Raw genomic sequence first — 13,029 nt, forward strand, 5'->3', positions numbered from 1 at the left:
ATTTTAGACAAAACCACGGCGGCCTTTTATCGTATTTTTGCAGGATCATGCCGGTGCATTTACTCCGATATTTCATGCAGCAGGACGCGCTCCCTGCCCATAGCAGGATGTTTACTCCCGCGGCTGACCTGCGCGCTATCGTGGAAGGCTGCTGGCTGTTCAGCCGGCAGGAGGCTGTTTCGGGCACCCTGGCGTTCAGCGATGGTATTCCGGCATTGGTATTTTATCTCGATGCACAGCAGCGGGTGCAAAGCGGATGGTGCAGCGCGCAGCTGCTGCAGAACATTCACATGCGTCCTGCGCCGGGCGCCTTGCTGGTGCTGCGGTTTACCGGGACGGGGTTTTACCGCCTCGCGCCGGATAAAGTGCGGCTGCTCCGGCATCAGCCGGTTTGGTCTTTTGAAGAAGTATTCGGGGAAGACTGGATAGCGAAATTGCAGGCCGCGGAAGATATTGAAACGATGATCGGCATATTGCAAAACCTGGTTCGCGAAACTGCCGTCCGCCATGAACAAACGGTGCCACCCTTACTGGAAACAGCGCTGGCAGTCATCCGTAAAGCAAAAGGCAATCTGTCCATTGAATCACTGGCGGATAGTTTGAAGGTGAACTACAAATGGCTGGAAAGAAAATTCATCAGCATCACCGGCATCAGTCCCAAAGAATACGCCCGCCTGCAACGTTTCCTGCATGCGTACTTTCATTTGCTGCAAACCGGTGGCCGCGATCTCATGGGCACCGCGGTGCTGAACGGGTATTATGACCAGAACCATTTTACGAAAGAGTTCCGTTTATTCACGGGCAAACCGCCGGGCGCATATTTGTCCGTGAAAAGTTCTTATTTCCCTCATTCCCAAATAATTAATACTTTCGCATAATAAGCTAACCACCAAATATCCTTGCATGAAAAACAAAGTTGTTATTACCCTTTTGTTCCTGTTGACAGGTAGCATAGCCGCGCATGCCCAGTTGAAACGTTTCAGCATCGGGCCGTATGTAGAAGCGGGCTTTCCCGTTGGAGATTTTGGCGACACCCATAACACCGGGTACGGCGTTGGATTGAATGCCGATATCAAGCTGGTAGCCGGTCTTGGTGTAACAGGCTCCGTCGGTTACATGCGCTTTGGCGGTCAGCGTGATGCGGCAGGCGATAAATACCCCGCGGTATCAGCGATCCCTGTACGGGTGGGACTGAAGTACAAGCTGGTTTCCATCCTGTACATCAAGCTGGAAAGCGGCGCTGCCAACTTCACCGGCGATAACAGCGGTTCGGCTGTGATCCTGGCGCCGGGTGTGGGCATCAGGGTGCTTGGGCTCGATGTGCAGGCGAAGTATGAAGCCTGGTTCAAAGACGGCACTACCGGCTTTTTTGGCCTGAAGGCAGGATATAATTTTTAGGGCTCCACGGGCTGCGCTTCCTCCCATACTTTCTCTAAAGTCTGTTTGAAAGCATTCACCGGCTGCGCACCGGAAATGGCATACTTGCGGTCGAACACAAAGAAAGGAACGCCCCGTATGCCGAGCGCCTGCGCTTCCGCTTCATCCGCCCGCACTTCATTCGTATAAGCGTCGCTGTTAAGTACCTGTTCTGTGGCGGCAGCATCCAGCCCGATGGAACCGGCAATTTCCAGCAGGGTTTCCTTCCGGCCTACATGTTTCCCTTCCTCGAACTTCGCTTTGAACAGCTGCTCTTCCGCCGCGTCCTGCCGGCCATGCTGATGCGCGAACTGTATCAAACGGTGCGCATTGAATGTATTGGTGGGGATCACTTTATCGAAATCGAAGGCGATGCCAACGGCTTGTCCGGACATGGCCACGCGCTCCGTATTCTCCCGCGCCTGTTCCAGCGACATACCGTATTTTTTCGCCAGCAGCTCGTATTGATTTTCCTTGTATTCCGTTTGCGCGCCCGGGTCCAGCTCGAAGTTTCGCCAGATCACTTCCACATCGTTCCGGTGGGGGAATTGCGCCAGTGCCGCTTCCAGGTTCCGTTTGCCGATGAAGCAAAACGGGCAGGCCACATCCGACCATATCTCTATCTTCATAATTTCCGTTTTAAGTCTGCAAATTTACGATTTATTACCCGGTTGGCCCGCAAGCGGAGAATGCCGTATTTTAGCGATATGTTATTCCGGCAAATCCACATAAATCATCCTCCCCATTTTAAAAACCGGGATTTTATAACTAGATTTCAGGTTCGTTAATCAACAAATCTATGCCCGCAACAAGACACCGATTCCATTTGCTGGCGGTCCTTCTCGGATCACTATGCCTGCCAATGGCGCTATCCGCGCAGCAAAGCGCTTCCAACTTCAATGCATACAAAGCATTCGAACCCCTGTTCTATGAATCCGAAGGCGACGATATCAGGACCGCCAGCGGAAGACCAGGCGACAAATACTGGCAGAACGCCGCCGATTACAGGATCAACGTCACCTTTGACGATGTAAAGGAAAGCATCAGCGGTTCCGTTGTGATCACATACCGGAACAACAGCCCGGAAACGCTGCCGTTCCTCTGGCTGCAGCTGGACCAGAACATCTACAAACCCGAATCCCGCGGCGCGGCCGTAACGCCCGTGAGCGGCGGGCGCTGGGCGAACCGCAATTTCAACGGCGGTTACACCATCGGAAAGGTGGCGGTCATCACTGGCGGAAAGGAGCAGAAAGCGGACTACGAAGTGGTGGACACCCGCATGCGCGTAGACCTGCCCACCGCGCTGAAAGCCAAAGGCGGCCTGGTGCAGCTGAAAGTGAACTTCTCTTTCAACATCCCCGAATACGGCACAGACCGCATGGGCATCCTCAAAACAAAGAACGGCAAGATCTACGAGATCGCGCAATGGTACCCCCGTATGTGCGTGTTTGACAACGTGCTCGGCTGGAACACGCTGCCATACCTCGGTCAGGGCGAGTTCTACCTCGAATACGGCGATATCGAATATACTATCAATGCGCCGTCCAGCCACATTGTGGTAGGTTCCGGCGAACTGCTGAACCCCGGGGAAGTATTGACCGCAAAGCAATTGCAGCGCTACAAACAAGCGCAGCAAAGCGATAAAACGGTGATGCTCCGCGCACCGGAAGAAGTAACGGACCCGGCTACACGTCCGAAGAAAGACCGGCTGGTATGGAAATTCAAATGCGAAAATACCCGCGACGTGGCCTGGGCTTCATCGCCCGCCTTCATCTGGGACGCAGCCCGCATCAACCTGCCCGGCGGCAAGAAGGCGCTGGCCATGAGCGTTTACCCGGAAGAAAGCGCCGGTGATTCCGCCTGGCGCCGCTCCACCGAATTTGTGAAGGGCTGCATCGAGCATTACGCTGAAAAGTGGTACCCTTATACTTACCCGGTGGCCGTGAACGTAGCGGGCATTGTTGGCGGGATGGAATATCCCGGCATCGTGTTCTGCTCCGCCCGCGCGCAGAAGAATGGGCTGTGGGGCGTAACCAACCACGAGTTCGGGCATAACTGGTTCCCCATGATCGTGGGTAGCAATGAAAGAAGCCATGCGTGGATGGACGAGGGTTTCAATACGTTCATCAACGGCCTGGCGGACAAAGCGTTCAATAACGGCGAATTTGCGCGCGGCAAGAGAGACCGCCACCAGATGAGCCGCACCATGTTCTTCGATTCCGCCAGCGCGGTCTATCACCGCGCGGATGTAGTGCGTGGCGCCAGCCTGGGTGTGCTGGCCTACTACAAACCCGCCATGGGGCTTGACCTCCTGCGTGAGGAAGTGCTCGGCGAAGAGCGTTTCGATAAGGCGTTTAAATATTATATCGATAACTGGGCCTTTAAACATCCCACGCAATGGGACTTTTTCCGCGCTATGGAGAACAGCAGCGGCGAGAGCCTGGACTGGTTCTGGCGCGGCTGGATACTCAATAACTGGAAGGTGGACATGGCGGTAAAAGGTGTGAGCTACCAGAACGATACCACCGCCATCATCACCATTGAATGCCTGGAGCAGCTGCCGATGCCCGTAACCGTGGAAATAAAAGAAGCGGGCGGCGCCACCAGCAAGGTGAAGCTGCCTGTGGAGATCTGGCAGAACGGCGGCGAAAAGGCGTTCCGCCATACGGTGGGAGGCAAGATAGAAAGCGTGACGGTGGACCCGGACAGGGTGCTGCCGGACGTGAACAGCACGAACAATACCTGGAAAGCATTGCCATAAAGAAACAGGAGTGGTTGCCAAACGGCAGCCACTTTTTTTTGCCCTCTCAATTAACTCATCCTGATCGCATCGAGGAACTGCTTCACATAAGCATCTCCCACCGGCAGCGTGTGCTGCCCGATGAACACCCGCTGTTTGTCCACACTGCTGATCTTGTCTATCGCGACAATGAAGGATTTATGCACCCGGATAAAATGGGTGGCCGGCAGCAGGTCTTCGAAGCTGCGCAGGTTCTGAAGGGTCAGTATTTTTTGGGTGTCTGTCTGTATCGCTACATAATTCCGCAACGCCTCAATGAACAGGATGTCTTTCATATCGATGCGCACGATACGTTTATCGGTGCGGATGAAGATGGACGTTTGTTCCGTGGCCGGCGGCGCCGTTTTTTTGTTGATCACCTTTTGCACGGCTTTCACGAAACGCTCGAAAGACACGGGTTTCAGCAGGTAATCCACCGCTTCGTATTCAAAGCCGTCCAGCGCATATTCATCGTAGGCGGACACGAGGATCACGTCCGCGCGGCCGCGCAGCAGCTGCATGAACTCGATGCCCGTCAGTTCCGGCATCTGTATGTCCAGGAAAATAAGGCTGGTCTGATGGTCTTCTTTCAGCCAGGCCAGCGCCTCCGCGGGATTGTAAAAGCTGCGCTGCAATTGCAGCTCCGGCACTTTTTTGATAAGCTCGGTGATCACCTGTACGGCGAGCGGCTCGTCATCTATCACAATGCATGGAATGGCCATATGATTTACCAGTGAATGATCAAATTACAATAATAATCCCGTTCCGTATCCTTTATGTCCAGTTCATAACGCCCCGGATATACGAGTTCCAGCCGCTGGCGGACGTTGTGCAGGCCGATGCCGCCCGTTTTGTCGCGCCGGTGACCGGATTTGAAATTATGCACGGAAAACGACAGCCTGTCTGCCCCGCAATGAATATGAATGCTCACAGGAAATGCCGACTGATGGGTGATGCCGTGCTTGAAAGCATTTTCCACAAAGGGCACCAGCAGCAGCGGCGCGATCCGGTGTTGCGCGGGATCGCCTTCCATTTGCAGCTGAATGCAATCGTCACAGCCGGTACGCAGGCGCTGTAACGCAATGTAATCTTCCAGGTAACGCACTTCCTCCTGCATGCTGCCGCGGTAATCCGTCACCGGTGGCTGCCCGGTCATGTATTCCAGCATGTCCGTCAGCGTGCGGGTAGCGCCTTTTACTTCAGGCGAGCGCACGAGTGCGAGGGAATAAATGCTGTTCAGGCTGTTGATGAGGAAATGACTGTTGAGCTGCATCTTCAGAAAAGCAAATTCGGCCTGTTGCTTTTGCAGCGAGAGTTGCTTGCGGCGTTTGTCCTCCTGCAGCCAGGCGAAGAAGAGCACGTAAGCGAACGCCGCCATCAGCACGAGGGCGTTGGCCCACCCGCTGTATATCATATAGGCGTCAAAGGTGCGGTAGACCTTCGCCGCGCCGCGGGTGCCCATCAGCAGTACGTCTTCACGGAAGAAAGTAACGGCCAGCACGTATTTGAGCAGGGCCGCCGCCACCGCGAGCGTAATCAGCTGCAGCAGTAATGGTAGTAGCTTCCGGCGTTGCAGGAACTGCGGAACAGGCCAGTGAATGGCGGTAAAGAAAAGGAGAAAGTTAAGAAAGCCGAACACGCCGTTATGGATGTGTATGTACCGCAGCACAGCCTGCGTTTTCACCGCGGTGACGCCCAGGAAGCTGTGCGCATACATCAGCAGCATCCACACTCCCAATAGCACGAAGAAACGGCGGCTATACATTTTCCACATACAACCGTGTTTTAAAGCCCCGTAATGCCCGGAAATTCCTGATACGGGAAAGCAGCTTCGAAGGTGCTTTTTTCGGGTGAACGGCCAGCTCGAGTGAATCGTTGTGGATGTACAGCCATAAGGATAACGGCGCGGGATTTGCCTGCTCCTGTAACAGCTTTTCCGTGGCGGTTTGCAGCAGGAGGGGCTCTACGCTTAATCCTGTAGATGCGCCTTCGATGTGCAGCTGTACCGGTTGCTGCGGGAACAGCCGGTTATGGAGATCGAGGTAGATGCCGTAGTAATGCAGCTCTTTGGCCAGCGTGGTTTTCCCGGCCTGCACGGAACGGTCGTACAGCATGTACCGCAGCAGTTCAGACAGGGCGAGGATGCCGGGAACGCCCGTTTTGTCCCGCTCCGTTTCAACGTCCAGCACGCCTTCCAGCGCCCGCAGGTGGCGCAGCAGCAGCTGGGAGCTGAATGCCATCCGCTCATACTGGCGGGACGTTTCCATCACCGCTTTTTCCATCAGCCTGCTTTCCTGGTCGCTGTAACGCCAGTTCAGGAAAATGCGGTAGGCATATGCGGCCAGCGTTACGGCAATGCCGGTTTGCAGCGTATAGCGGAGATAGGTAAAGAACGGCGTGTAGGGCGGCGAAAAACCGACCAGCGGAATGGCGCGGCGGAGCACCTGTTCCGGGTACAGCAGGCCCACGCCATATTTGAGCAGGCAAAAGAACAGGATGGTGAGCACCACGCCCGCAACGGCCTTGCCATGCGCCTTTGCGGCATGCAGCGGCAATATCACGAACACCAGCGCATAAAAGAGATGGAAGTTGATGAAGCCGAACAGCAACCCTCTTATCATGATCCATTGCAGCGCAACGGGAGCCGACCAGTTGGCGAGCAGCGAGGGGAGGAAATACAGGCACACGAGGGCCATGCAAACGGCGAGGTGCACGAGGTAACGGTATGTTTTTCCGGCAGTCATCAACGCCCAAGTTACTGCATCCATGCAGCGTTTGGGCGTAGAAAAACGACTTTTTTTTTCGTCCCCGCCAGATGCCGGAACGTACCTGTCATCGCCCTTTATGTACAGTTTCCGGGGAAATGACGCAAAGGCTGATTATTTTGCGGAAGACCAACCAACAGATCATGTCATACACAATGAGAACAAAAATTTTACGAGCCGCGCTGTGGACGGGCATCCTGGCGCCGGCAAGCCTGCTGGCGCAGCAACAGCCCATGCCGAAGCAGATCAAGGTAAAGGGAAAAGTACAGTTCAACGTGCCGGCTGACCGGCCGGCGAAGATCTGGCTGTCCCGCGACAATGGCACGGGCAAAGCAATACCGGTGGATTCCACGGAACTGGGTCCCGATCTGACCTATTCCTTTACCATCAAGCAGGACCATCCCGGCATCTACCAGCTGAACGTGCTGCACTGGGACCGTATCAGCTTCTGGAGCGATGCGGACGTGACCGTATCTTCCCGCGGGTATGATACCGCGAAGATGAAAATGAAGATCCCGCATTTCTATTATGTGAAAGGCTCGCGGGACAATGATTTCATCAACCAGATGGAGCTGATCAGCACTAACGGCTATCTGCGCATGGTGGAAGATTACAACGAGGAATATTTTGCGAAGCAGCACAAGGAGAAATCCGGTGATTCCACGTGGATACACTACCTGCAGACCCGCAAGCGCTACAATACCGGATCGGATGACCGCAAGCAGCGGACGGACCTGGTGATGAAGATGTACGAAGACCGCCCGGTGACGATCTACGCCCTGCGGGGAAGGAGCGACGCGGAAGGGCTGGCGAAGCTGGACAAGCTGATCGCGCTGTATCCCTGGCTGACGGAAGCAAAGGATATGAAGGCCACCATCCTGAAGAACAAGGCACAGCAAATGAAGCTGCAACCGGGCCAGCCGGTGCCGTCTATCGCTTACCCGGATGCGATGGGTAAAGTACAGGGACTGGAAAAATACAAAGGAAAATATGTGCTGATCGATTTCTGGGCCAGCTGGTGCGGTCCCTGCCGCCAGGCCATCCCGAAAGTGAAGGCATTGTACGATACGTATAAAAGCAAGGGCTTCGATGTGGTGAGCGTGTCCATCGATACGAATGAAAAAGCGTGGAGAAAGGCGATGGAAGAAGAAAAAATGCCCTGGGAGCAATTGCTGAGCGATAACAAGGACAAAACGATGGAAGAATTCCAGTTCGGCGGTATTCCCACGCTGTACATGATCGATCCGGCAGGCAAGATCATGGGTAAATACACCGGGTTCAGTCCGGAAGCGGAAGCGGGTATTAAGAAGATACTGGAGGAAAGAACGGTTGCGCCGAAAGCGAAAAGCGCGGCTGTGCCGATGGCGTCATTTTAAAAAGATCAACCGTTAGATAAAAGGCTGTGTTGAAAGCAGTGCATTCGCAATTGCTATCAATGCAGCCTTTGCATTTGGGAGAAGCTTATGGTATGCGAAGTCTTTTTACGCGAGCCAGGAAACGATCTCTTCGAGGAAGCGCTGATCGGTTTCGTCAAACTTGTTCAGCTCCGTGCTGTCCACGTCCAGCACGCCAACTACTTCACCATTGCGTTTCAGCGGCACTACGATCTCCGAGCGGGAGAGGCTGCTGCAGGCGATGTGGCCGGGAAATGCTTCCACGTCCGGCACAATGAGGGCAGCGGCGTTGGCCCATGCGGTGCCGCAAACGCCTTTGCCCTTACGGATACGGGTACACGCTATCGGTCCCTGGAAGGGGCCGAGCACCAGCTCATCCTGTTTTACGAGATAAAATCCTACCCAGAGCCAGTTAAACTGCTCTTTCAGCGCCGCTGTGATATTGGCGAGGTTGGCGGTTTCGTCCGGTTCGCCGGTGATGAGCGCCTTGATCTGCGGGAGGAGGGAAGTATATTGCGCGGTTTTGTCGCCCTGCGCGATGTGGAGGTCTTCTGCCATAGCGGGTATTACATGAATCCTAATTCGAGCCTTGCTTCTTCGGTCATCATTTCCTTTGTCCATGGCGGATCAAAGGTGAGGCGCACGTCCGCGCCGGTGACGCCTTCTATGGCGAGTATCTTGTCGTTCACTTCCTGCATGATGGTGCCGGCCACGGGGCATCCGGGCGCGGTGAGGGTCATCACCACCAGCACCTGTCCGTCGTCACCGATCTCGATATTGTATACCAGTCCGAGATCAAAGATGTTGACGGGGATTTCCGGGTCGTACACGGTGTGCAGCGCTGCTTCTACCTGGTCTCTGAGTGTTGTTTCCATTGTTCGTCAGTTTTGCATTGATTTCATTTGATACCCGATAGCGTACAGCTTGATCTGTTTCAGCATGGAGAGCAAACCGTTGGAACGGGTGGGGGAGAGATGGCTGGTAAGGCCGATGGCGTCTATGAAGTAAATATCGGCTTCGGCAATATCTTTGGGCGCCTGGTCGCTGAGCACCTGGATCACGAGGCCCACAAGCCCTTTGGTGATCACGGCGTCGCTGTCAGCGGTGAAGTGCAGCTTGCCATCCTTCAGTTCCGCATGCAGCCAAACTTTGCTCTGGCAGCCGCGGATCAGGTTTTCGTCTGTTTTATATTGCGGGTCAATGAGCGGCAGGTCTTTACCCAGCTGGATGATGTATTCGTATTTCTCCATCCAGTCCCCAAATACCTCGAAATCCTCAATGATCCTGTCCTGTTGCTCTTTGATAGTCATAATATCATACAGTTTTATCCCAGCAAAGTTACGGCTTTCCGCACGCCTTCCACGAGGCGGTCTATTTCCGCTGTGGTGTTGTAAAAGGCGAGCGAAGCCCGCACGGTGCCGGGGCATTCGAAACGGTCCATCAGCGGCTGTGTGCAGTGGTGGCCGGTGCGTACGGCAATCCCCTGCTGGTCCAGCAGCACGCCCACATCGGAGGGATGCGTGTCACCGATCAGGAAAGAGATGGCGCCGGAACGTTCTTTGGCGTCGCCGACGAGGCGGAGGCCATCGATCGTGCGCAGTTGTTCCAGTGCGTATGCGGTGAGCTGATGCTCATATGCCATGATCTTGTGAATGCCTGTCTGCGTGATGTATGCGAGCGCGGCGCCCAGTCCGATCGCTTCCGCGATGGCGGGGGTGCCGGCTTCGAACTTCAGCGGGGGCTCGGCGTATGTTGTTTTCTCGAAGGTTACGTGTTTGATCATATCGCCGCCGCCCTGGTAGGGAGGCAGCTTGTTCAGCCATTCTTCCTTGCCGTAGAGGATGCCGATGCCGGTGGGGCCGTACACCTTGTGGCCGGAGAGGGCCAGGAAGTCCACGTCCAGCTCATGCACTTTCAGCGGCAGGTGGCCTGCGGCCTGTGCGGCGTCCAGCAATACGGGGATGCCCTGCTCATGGGCGAGGGTGATGATATCTTTTACCGGGTTGATGGTGCCGAGGGTGTTGGATATCCAGGCGATGCTCACCAGCTTCACGCGGGGATTGAGCATGGATGCGAAGGCTTCCATGTCCAGCTCGCCGTTATCATTTACCGGCACTACTTTCAGGTGCGCTTTCTTTTCTTCGCAGGCCAGCTGCCAGGGAACGATGTTGGAGTGATGTTCCATGGCGGAGATGATGATCTCGTCGCCTTCATGCAGGAATTCTTTGCGGAAACCGGCGGCTACGAGGTTGATAGCATCTGTAGTGCCTTTGGTGAATACCACTTCGTGGTTGTGCGCGCCGATGTAGTGGGCTACCTGGTGGCGGGCCGCTTCGTAAGCCGAGGTGGCCTGCTGGCTCAGGGTATGCACGCCGCGGTGCACGTTGCTGTTGTAGCCGGTGTAATAATCCTGCATGGCGCGGAGCACCTGCACGGGCTTCTGGGTAGTGGCCCCATTGTCCAGGTACACCAGCGGTTTGCCGTTCACGGTCTGCTTGAGGATCGGGAAATCGTTCCGGATCAGCTCCAGTTCAGGCCATACGATATGCGGTGCTGTGGTAGTTTCCATGGTTGTTCCGGTTTAGTTGTTCGCTGCCGCGGTCAGGTATTGCGAAGCAAGCTGCTCCACCCGTTTGCGGACGGCGGGAATTTTCACCTGTGCCGTAATGTCGAAAGCGAATGCCTTCACCAGCATGCTGCGCGCCGTAACGTCGCCGATGCCGCGGGCCTTGAGGTAGAAGAGCGCGTCTTCGCTCACCTGGCCGATGGTGGTACCGTGGCTGCACTTCACGTCGTCCGCGAAGATCTCCAGCTGCGGCTTGGTGTAGATGTTGGCATCCGGACTTAACACCATATTGTTATTCTGCTGGAAGGCGTTGGTCTTCTGCGCGTCTTCATGCACGAAGATCTTGCCGTTGAACACGCCGGTACCTTTGTCCAGCATCACGCCGCGGTACAGCTCGTTGCTTTCGCAGTTGGGCATGCGGTGGTCTACGGAGGTGTGGTTGTCTACCAGCTGGTTGCCCATGGCGAGGTAGAAACCGTACAGGTGTGTTTCGGTGCGTTCATCGTCCAGCGAAACATTCAGGTTATTACGGACGAGGTCCGCTTCCGTGAGGGTAAAAGTATAATTGTTGTACAGGCTCTTGCCGTGTTGCTGCACCAGCGTCTGGTTGATGAAGCGGGAGTGCTGGCCGGAGGTCTGCAGCTGATAATGGCTCAGCTGCGCGCGTTCGGTCACTACTGCTTCCACCACGCTGTTCACCAGCACGGTGCCGGATTGTTCAAGTCCGGCTACGGATTCGATGATCTGCATTTCGGCGCCGGGCTGTGCTACCCACAGATGGCGGGGCTGCACGAGCAGGTTGCCGGTGCTGTGGTACAGGTGGATGATATGAATGGGTTGTTCCACCTGCGTCTTGGCTTTGGCTTCAATGAAGAGGCCGTCTGTGAACAGCGCGGTGTTGAGCTGTGCAAAGTGGTGTTCATCGAGCTTTTTGCTTTTGGCGAAGTATTGTTGGAAGGCGGCTTCCTCCGCGGCTTCGCTCATTTTGCGGATCGTCACTTTAGAGGCCGGCGGCAGTTCGGAGAGCTGCGGCTGCAGTTCGCCGTTCACGAGCACCAGGCGGTAAACGTCCGGCAGCAGGAGGCCGGTGGCTTCCAGTTGGGCCGCGGAAAGCGAAGGAGCGGCGGGCAGTTGGATGCCGATGCCGTTCTTCAGGTAAGGAATTACGTTGGTGTATTTCCAGTCCTCTGTTTTTACGGTGGGGAAGCCCAGTTGCTGAAACCGCTCGAAGGCGGCTTTGCGGGCTTCGGGATAAGACGCGCCGCCGATCTGTTCAGCGAACAGTTCCGGCAGGCTGTCGTATAATGATATATTTGTGGCGATGGTGGTCATGTTTCTATTGTACAGGTTCTTCTAAACGGATGTCAGCTTTCAGCCAGTCGTAGCCTTTTTCTTCGAGTTCCAGGGCCAGTTCCTTGGTGCCTGATTTCACGATGCGGCCGTTGTACAGAACGTGCACATAATCCGGAACGATGTATTCCAGGAGGCGCTGATAGTGGGTGATGATCACAAATGCGTTGTCTTTGCTGCGCAGCTTGTTCACACCGGCGGACACTACGCGGAGGGCGTCGATGTCCAGCCCTGAATCCGTTTCGTCCATGATCGCCAGTTTCGGTTCGAGCATGGCCATCTGGAAGATGTCGTTACGTTTCTTTTCACCACCGGAGAAACCTTCGTTGAGGGAGCGGTTCATCAGGTTGGCGTCGAATTCCATCAGCTTCTGCTTTTGCTTCAGCATGTCCAGGAAGGCTTTTGCCTGCATGGGCGGCTGGCCGTGATGGGCGCGGATCTCGTTCACAGCTGTTTTGAGGAAGTTGATGTTGGAAACGCCGGGTATTTCTACCGGGTACTGGAAGGCGAGGAACACACCTTCGCGGGCGCGCACTTCGGGGCTCATGTCGAGCAGGTCTTTACCTTCGAATTCCACGGAGCCTTCTGTTACTTCATAAGCTTCCCTGCCGGCCAGCACGGAGGCCAGGGAACTTTTGCCGGAGCCGTTGGGCCCCATGATGGCGTGTACTTCGCCCGCTTTCACATTCAGATTAATGCCTTTCAGTATAGCATTGCCTTCTACTGCAGCATGCAGGTTCTTGATATTGAGCATTTCTT

Annotated in this window: 14 protein-coding genes; 4 read left to right on the forward strand and 10 right to left on the reverse strand. The window is 55.2% G+C overall.

The genetic code is table 11. From position 1 onward, the window contains the following. The first annotated feature begins 47 nt into the window (after positions 1 to 47). Together CCY01nite_RS17345 and CCY01nite_RS17350 are read left to right on the forward strand one after the other, a co-directional pair. Positions 48 to 878, forward strand: coding sequence for a helix-turn-helix domain-containing protein (locus CCY01nite_RS17345; protein ID WP_186831120.1), 831 nt, complete (start codon positions 48 to 50; stop codon positions 876 to 878). A gap of 25 nt (positions 879 to 903) precedes the next feature. Then, on the forward strand, positions 904 to 1,398 hold the full coding sequence (locus tag CCY01nite_RS17350) for a putative outer membrane beta-barrel protein (protein WP_146864475.1): 495 nt from the start codon (positions 904 to 906) through the stop codon (positions 1,396 to 1,398). Here CCY01nite_RS17350 and CCY01nite_RS17355 read toward each other — a convergent pair. Next, a complete protein-coding gene (locus tag CCY01nite_RS17355) occupies positions 1,395 to 2,045 on the reverse strand; it encodes a DsbA family oxidoreductase (RefSeq protein WP_146864477.1) in 651 nt (216 codons plus the stop codon). The two genes, CCY01nite_RS17350 and CCY01nite_RS17355, sit on opposite strands and share 4 nt — an antisense overlap. Before the next feature lie 170 nt (positions 2,046 to 2,215). On the opposite strand from CCY01nite_RS17355, the gene CCY01nite_RS17360 reads away from it, so the two are divergent. Continuing rightward, positions 2,216 to 4,177 (forward strand): M1 family metallopeptidase, encoded by a 1,962-nt coding sequence (locus CCY01nite_RS17360; protein ID WP_222614429.1) that lies wholly within the window; start codon positions 2,216 to 2,218, stop codon positions 4,175 to 4,177. 50 nt (positions 4,178 to 4,227) lie between these two features. Here the strand turns inward: CCY01nite_RS17360 and CCY01nite_RS17365 are convergent, their stop codons facing one another. From CCY01nite_RS17365 to CCY01nite_RS17375, 3 genes are read right to left on the reverse strand one after another with little or no spacing between them, the layout of a single operon-like run. Next, positions 4,228 to 4,917 (reverse strand): LytR/AlgR family response regulator transcription factor, encoded by a 690-nt coding sequence (locus tag CCY01nite_RS17365; protein ID WP_146864479.1) that lies wholly within the window; start codon positions 4,915 to 4,917, stop codon positions 4,228 to 4,230. Positions 4,918 to 4,922: 5 nt separating this feature from the next. After that, on the reverse strand, positions 4,923 to 5,969 hold the full coding sequence (locus CCY01nite_RS17370) for a sensor histidine kinase (protein ID WP_146864481.1): 1,047 nt from the start codon (positions 5,967 to 5,969) through the stop codon (positions 4,923 to 4,925). After that, on the reverse strand, positions 5,953 to 6,963 hold the full coding sequence (locus CCY01nite_RS17375; RefSeq protein ID WP_146864483.1) for a LytS family sensor histidine kinase: 1,011 nt from the start codon (positions 6,961 to 6,963) through the stop codon (positions 5,953 to 5,955). Before CCY01nite_RS17375 ends, CCY01nite_RS17370 begins: the two co-directional genes overlap by 17 nt. A gap of 152 nt (positions 6,964 to 7,115) precedes the next feature. On the opposite strand from CCY01nite_RS17375, the gene CCY01nite_RS17380 reads away from it, so the two are divergent. After that, positions 7,116 to 8,336 (forward strand): TlpA family protein disulfide reductase, encoded by a 1,221-nt coding sequence (locus tag CCY01nite_RS17380; RefSeq protein ID WP_186831121.1) that lies wholly within the window; start codon positions 7,116 to 7,118, stop codon positions 8,334 to 8,336. 105 nt (positions 8,337 to 8,441) lie between these two features. On the opposite strand, the gene msrC is transcribed toward CCY01nite_RS17380, so the two are convergent. Genes msrC through sufC form a run of 6 tightly spaced genes read right to left on the reverse strand, consistent with a single transcriptional unit; the run spans position 8,442 to position 13,024 of the window. Then, positions 8,442 to 8,912: a free L-methionine (R)-S-oxide reductase MsrC gene (msrC, locus tag CCY01nite_RS17385; RefSeq protein ID WP_146864487.1), complete on the reverse strand. Its 471-nt coding sequence runs from the start codon at positions 8,910 to 8,912 to the stop codon at positions 8,442 to 8,444. Positions 8,913 to 8,920: 8 nt separating this feature from the next. Further along, entirely contained in the window at positions 8,921 to 9,229 is a 309-nt protein-coding gene (locus CCY01nite_RS17390) for a DUF59 domain-containing protein (protein WP_146864489.1), read from the reverse strand. Between the two features lie 6 nt (positions 9,230 to 9,235). Further along, positions 9,236 to 9,664 (reverse strand): SufE family protein, encoded by a 429-nt coding sequence (locus CCY01nite_RS17395; RefSeq protein WP_146864490.1) that lies wholly within the window; start codon positions 9,662 to 9,664, stop codon positions 9,236 to 9,238. Between the two features lie 14 nt (positions 9,665 to 9,678). After that, positions 9,679 to 10,923: an aminotransferase class V-fold PLP-dependent enzyme gene (locus CCY01nite_RS17400; protein ID WP_146864492.1), complete on the reverse strand. Its 1,245-nt coding sequence runs from the start codon at positions 10,921 to 10,923 to the stop codon at positions 9,679 to 9,681. Positions 10,924 to 10,935: 12 nt separating this feature from the next. After that, the gene (gene sufD / locus CCY01nite_RS17405) at positions 10,936 to 12,252 is read right to left on the reverse strand and encodes a Fe-S cluster assembly protein SufD (RefSeq protein WP_146864494.1); all 1,317 of its coding nucleotides are present in this window, start codon (positions 12,250 to 12,252) and stop codon (positions 10,936 to 10,938) included. 4 nt (positions 12,253 to 12,256) lie between these two features. Further along, positions 12,257 to 13,024: a Fe-S cluster assembly ATPase SufC gene (gene sufC / locus CCY01nite_RS17410; protein ID WP_146864496.1), complete on the reverse strand. Its 768-nt coding sequence runs from the start codon at positions 13,022 to 13,024 to the stop codon at positions 12,257 to 12,259. Between the last annotated feature and the right edge of the window lie 5 nt (positions 13,025 to 13,029).

Origin of the sequence: Chitinophaga cymbidii, from assembly GCF_007992715.1 — a bacterium.
GTDB classification, from domain to species: domain Bacteria; phylum Bacteroidota; class Bacteroidia; order Chitinophagales; family Chitinophagaceae; genus Chitinophaga; species Chitinophaga cymbidii.

Coding starts and splice junctions, on each gene's coding strand:
- CCY01nite_RS17345 (WP_186831120.1), top strand. CDS start 48: ATGCCGGTGCATTTACTCCGATATTTCATGCAGCAGGACGCGCTCCCT.
- CCY01nite_RS17350 (WP_146864475.1), top strand. CDS start 904: ATGAAAAACAAAGTTGTTATTACCCTTTTGTTCCTGTTGACAGGTAGC.
- CCY01nite_RS17355 (WP_146864477.1), bottom strand. CDS start 2,045: ATGAAGATAGAGATATGGTCGGATGTGGCCTGCCCGTTTTGCTTCATC.
- CCY01nite_RS17360 (WP_222614429.1), top strand. CDS start 2,216: ATGCCCGCAACAAGACACCGATTCCATTTGCTGGCGGTCCTTCTCGGA.
- CCY01nite_RS17365 (WP_146864479.1), bottom strand. CDS start 4,917: ATGGCCATTCCATGCATTGTGATAGATGACGAGCCGCTCGCCGTACAG.
- CCY01nite_RS17370 (WP_146864481.1), bottom strand. CDS start 5,969: ATGTGGAAAATGTATAGCCGCCGTTTCTTCGTGCTATTGGGAGTGTGG.
- CCY01nite_RS17375 (WP_146864483.1), bottom strand. CDS start 6,963: ATGGATGCAGTAACTTGGGCGTTGATGACTGCCGGAAAAACATACCGT.
- CCY01nite_RS17380 (WP_186831121.1), top strand. CDS start 7,116: ATGAGAACAAAAATTTTACGAGCCGCGCTGTGGACGGGCATCCTGGCG.
- msrC (WP_146864487.1), bottom strand. CDS start 8,912: ATGGCAGAAGACCTCCACATCGCGCAGGGCGACAAAACCGCGCAATAT.
- CCY01nite_RS17390 (WP_146864489.1), bottom strand. CDS start 9,229: ATGGAAACAACACTCAGAGACCAGGTAGAAGCAGCGCTGCACACCGTG.
- CCY01nite_RS17395 (WP_146864490.1), bottom strand. CDS start 9,664: ATGACTATCAAAGAGCAACAGGACAGGATCATTGAGGATTTCGAGGTA.
- CCY01nite_RS17400 (WP_146864492.1), bottom strand. CDS start 10,923: ATGGAAACTACCACAGCACCGCATATCGTATGGCCTGAACTGGAGCTG.
- sufD (WP_146864494.1), bottom strand. CDS start 12,252: ATGACCACCATCGCCACAAATATATCATTATACGACAGCCTGCCGGAA.
- sufC (WP_146864496.1), bottom strand. CDS start 13,024: ATGCTCAATATCAAGAACCTGCATGCTGCAGTAGAAGGCAATGCTATA.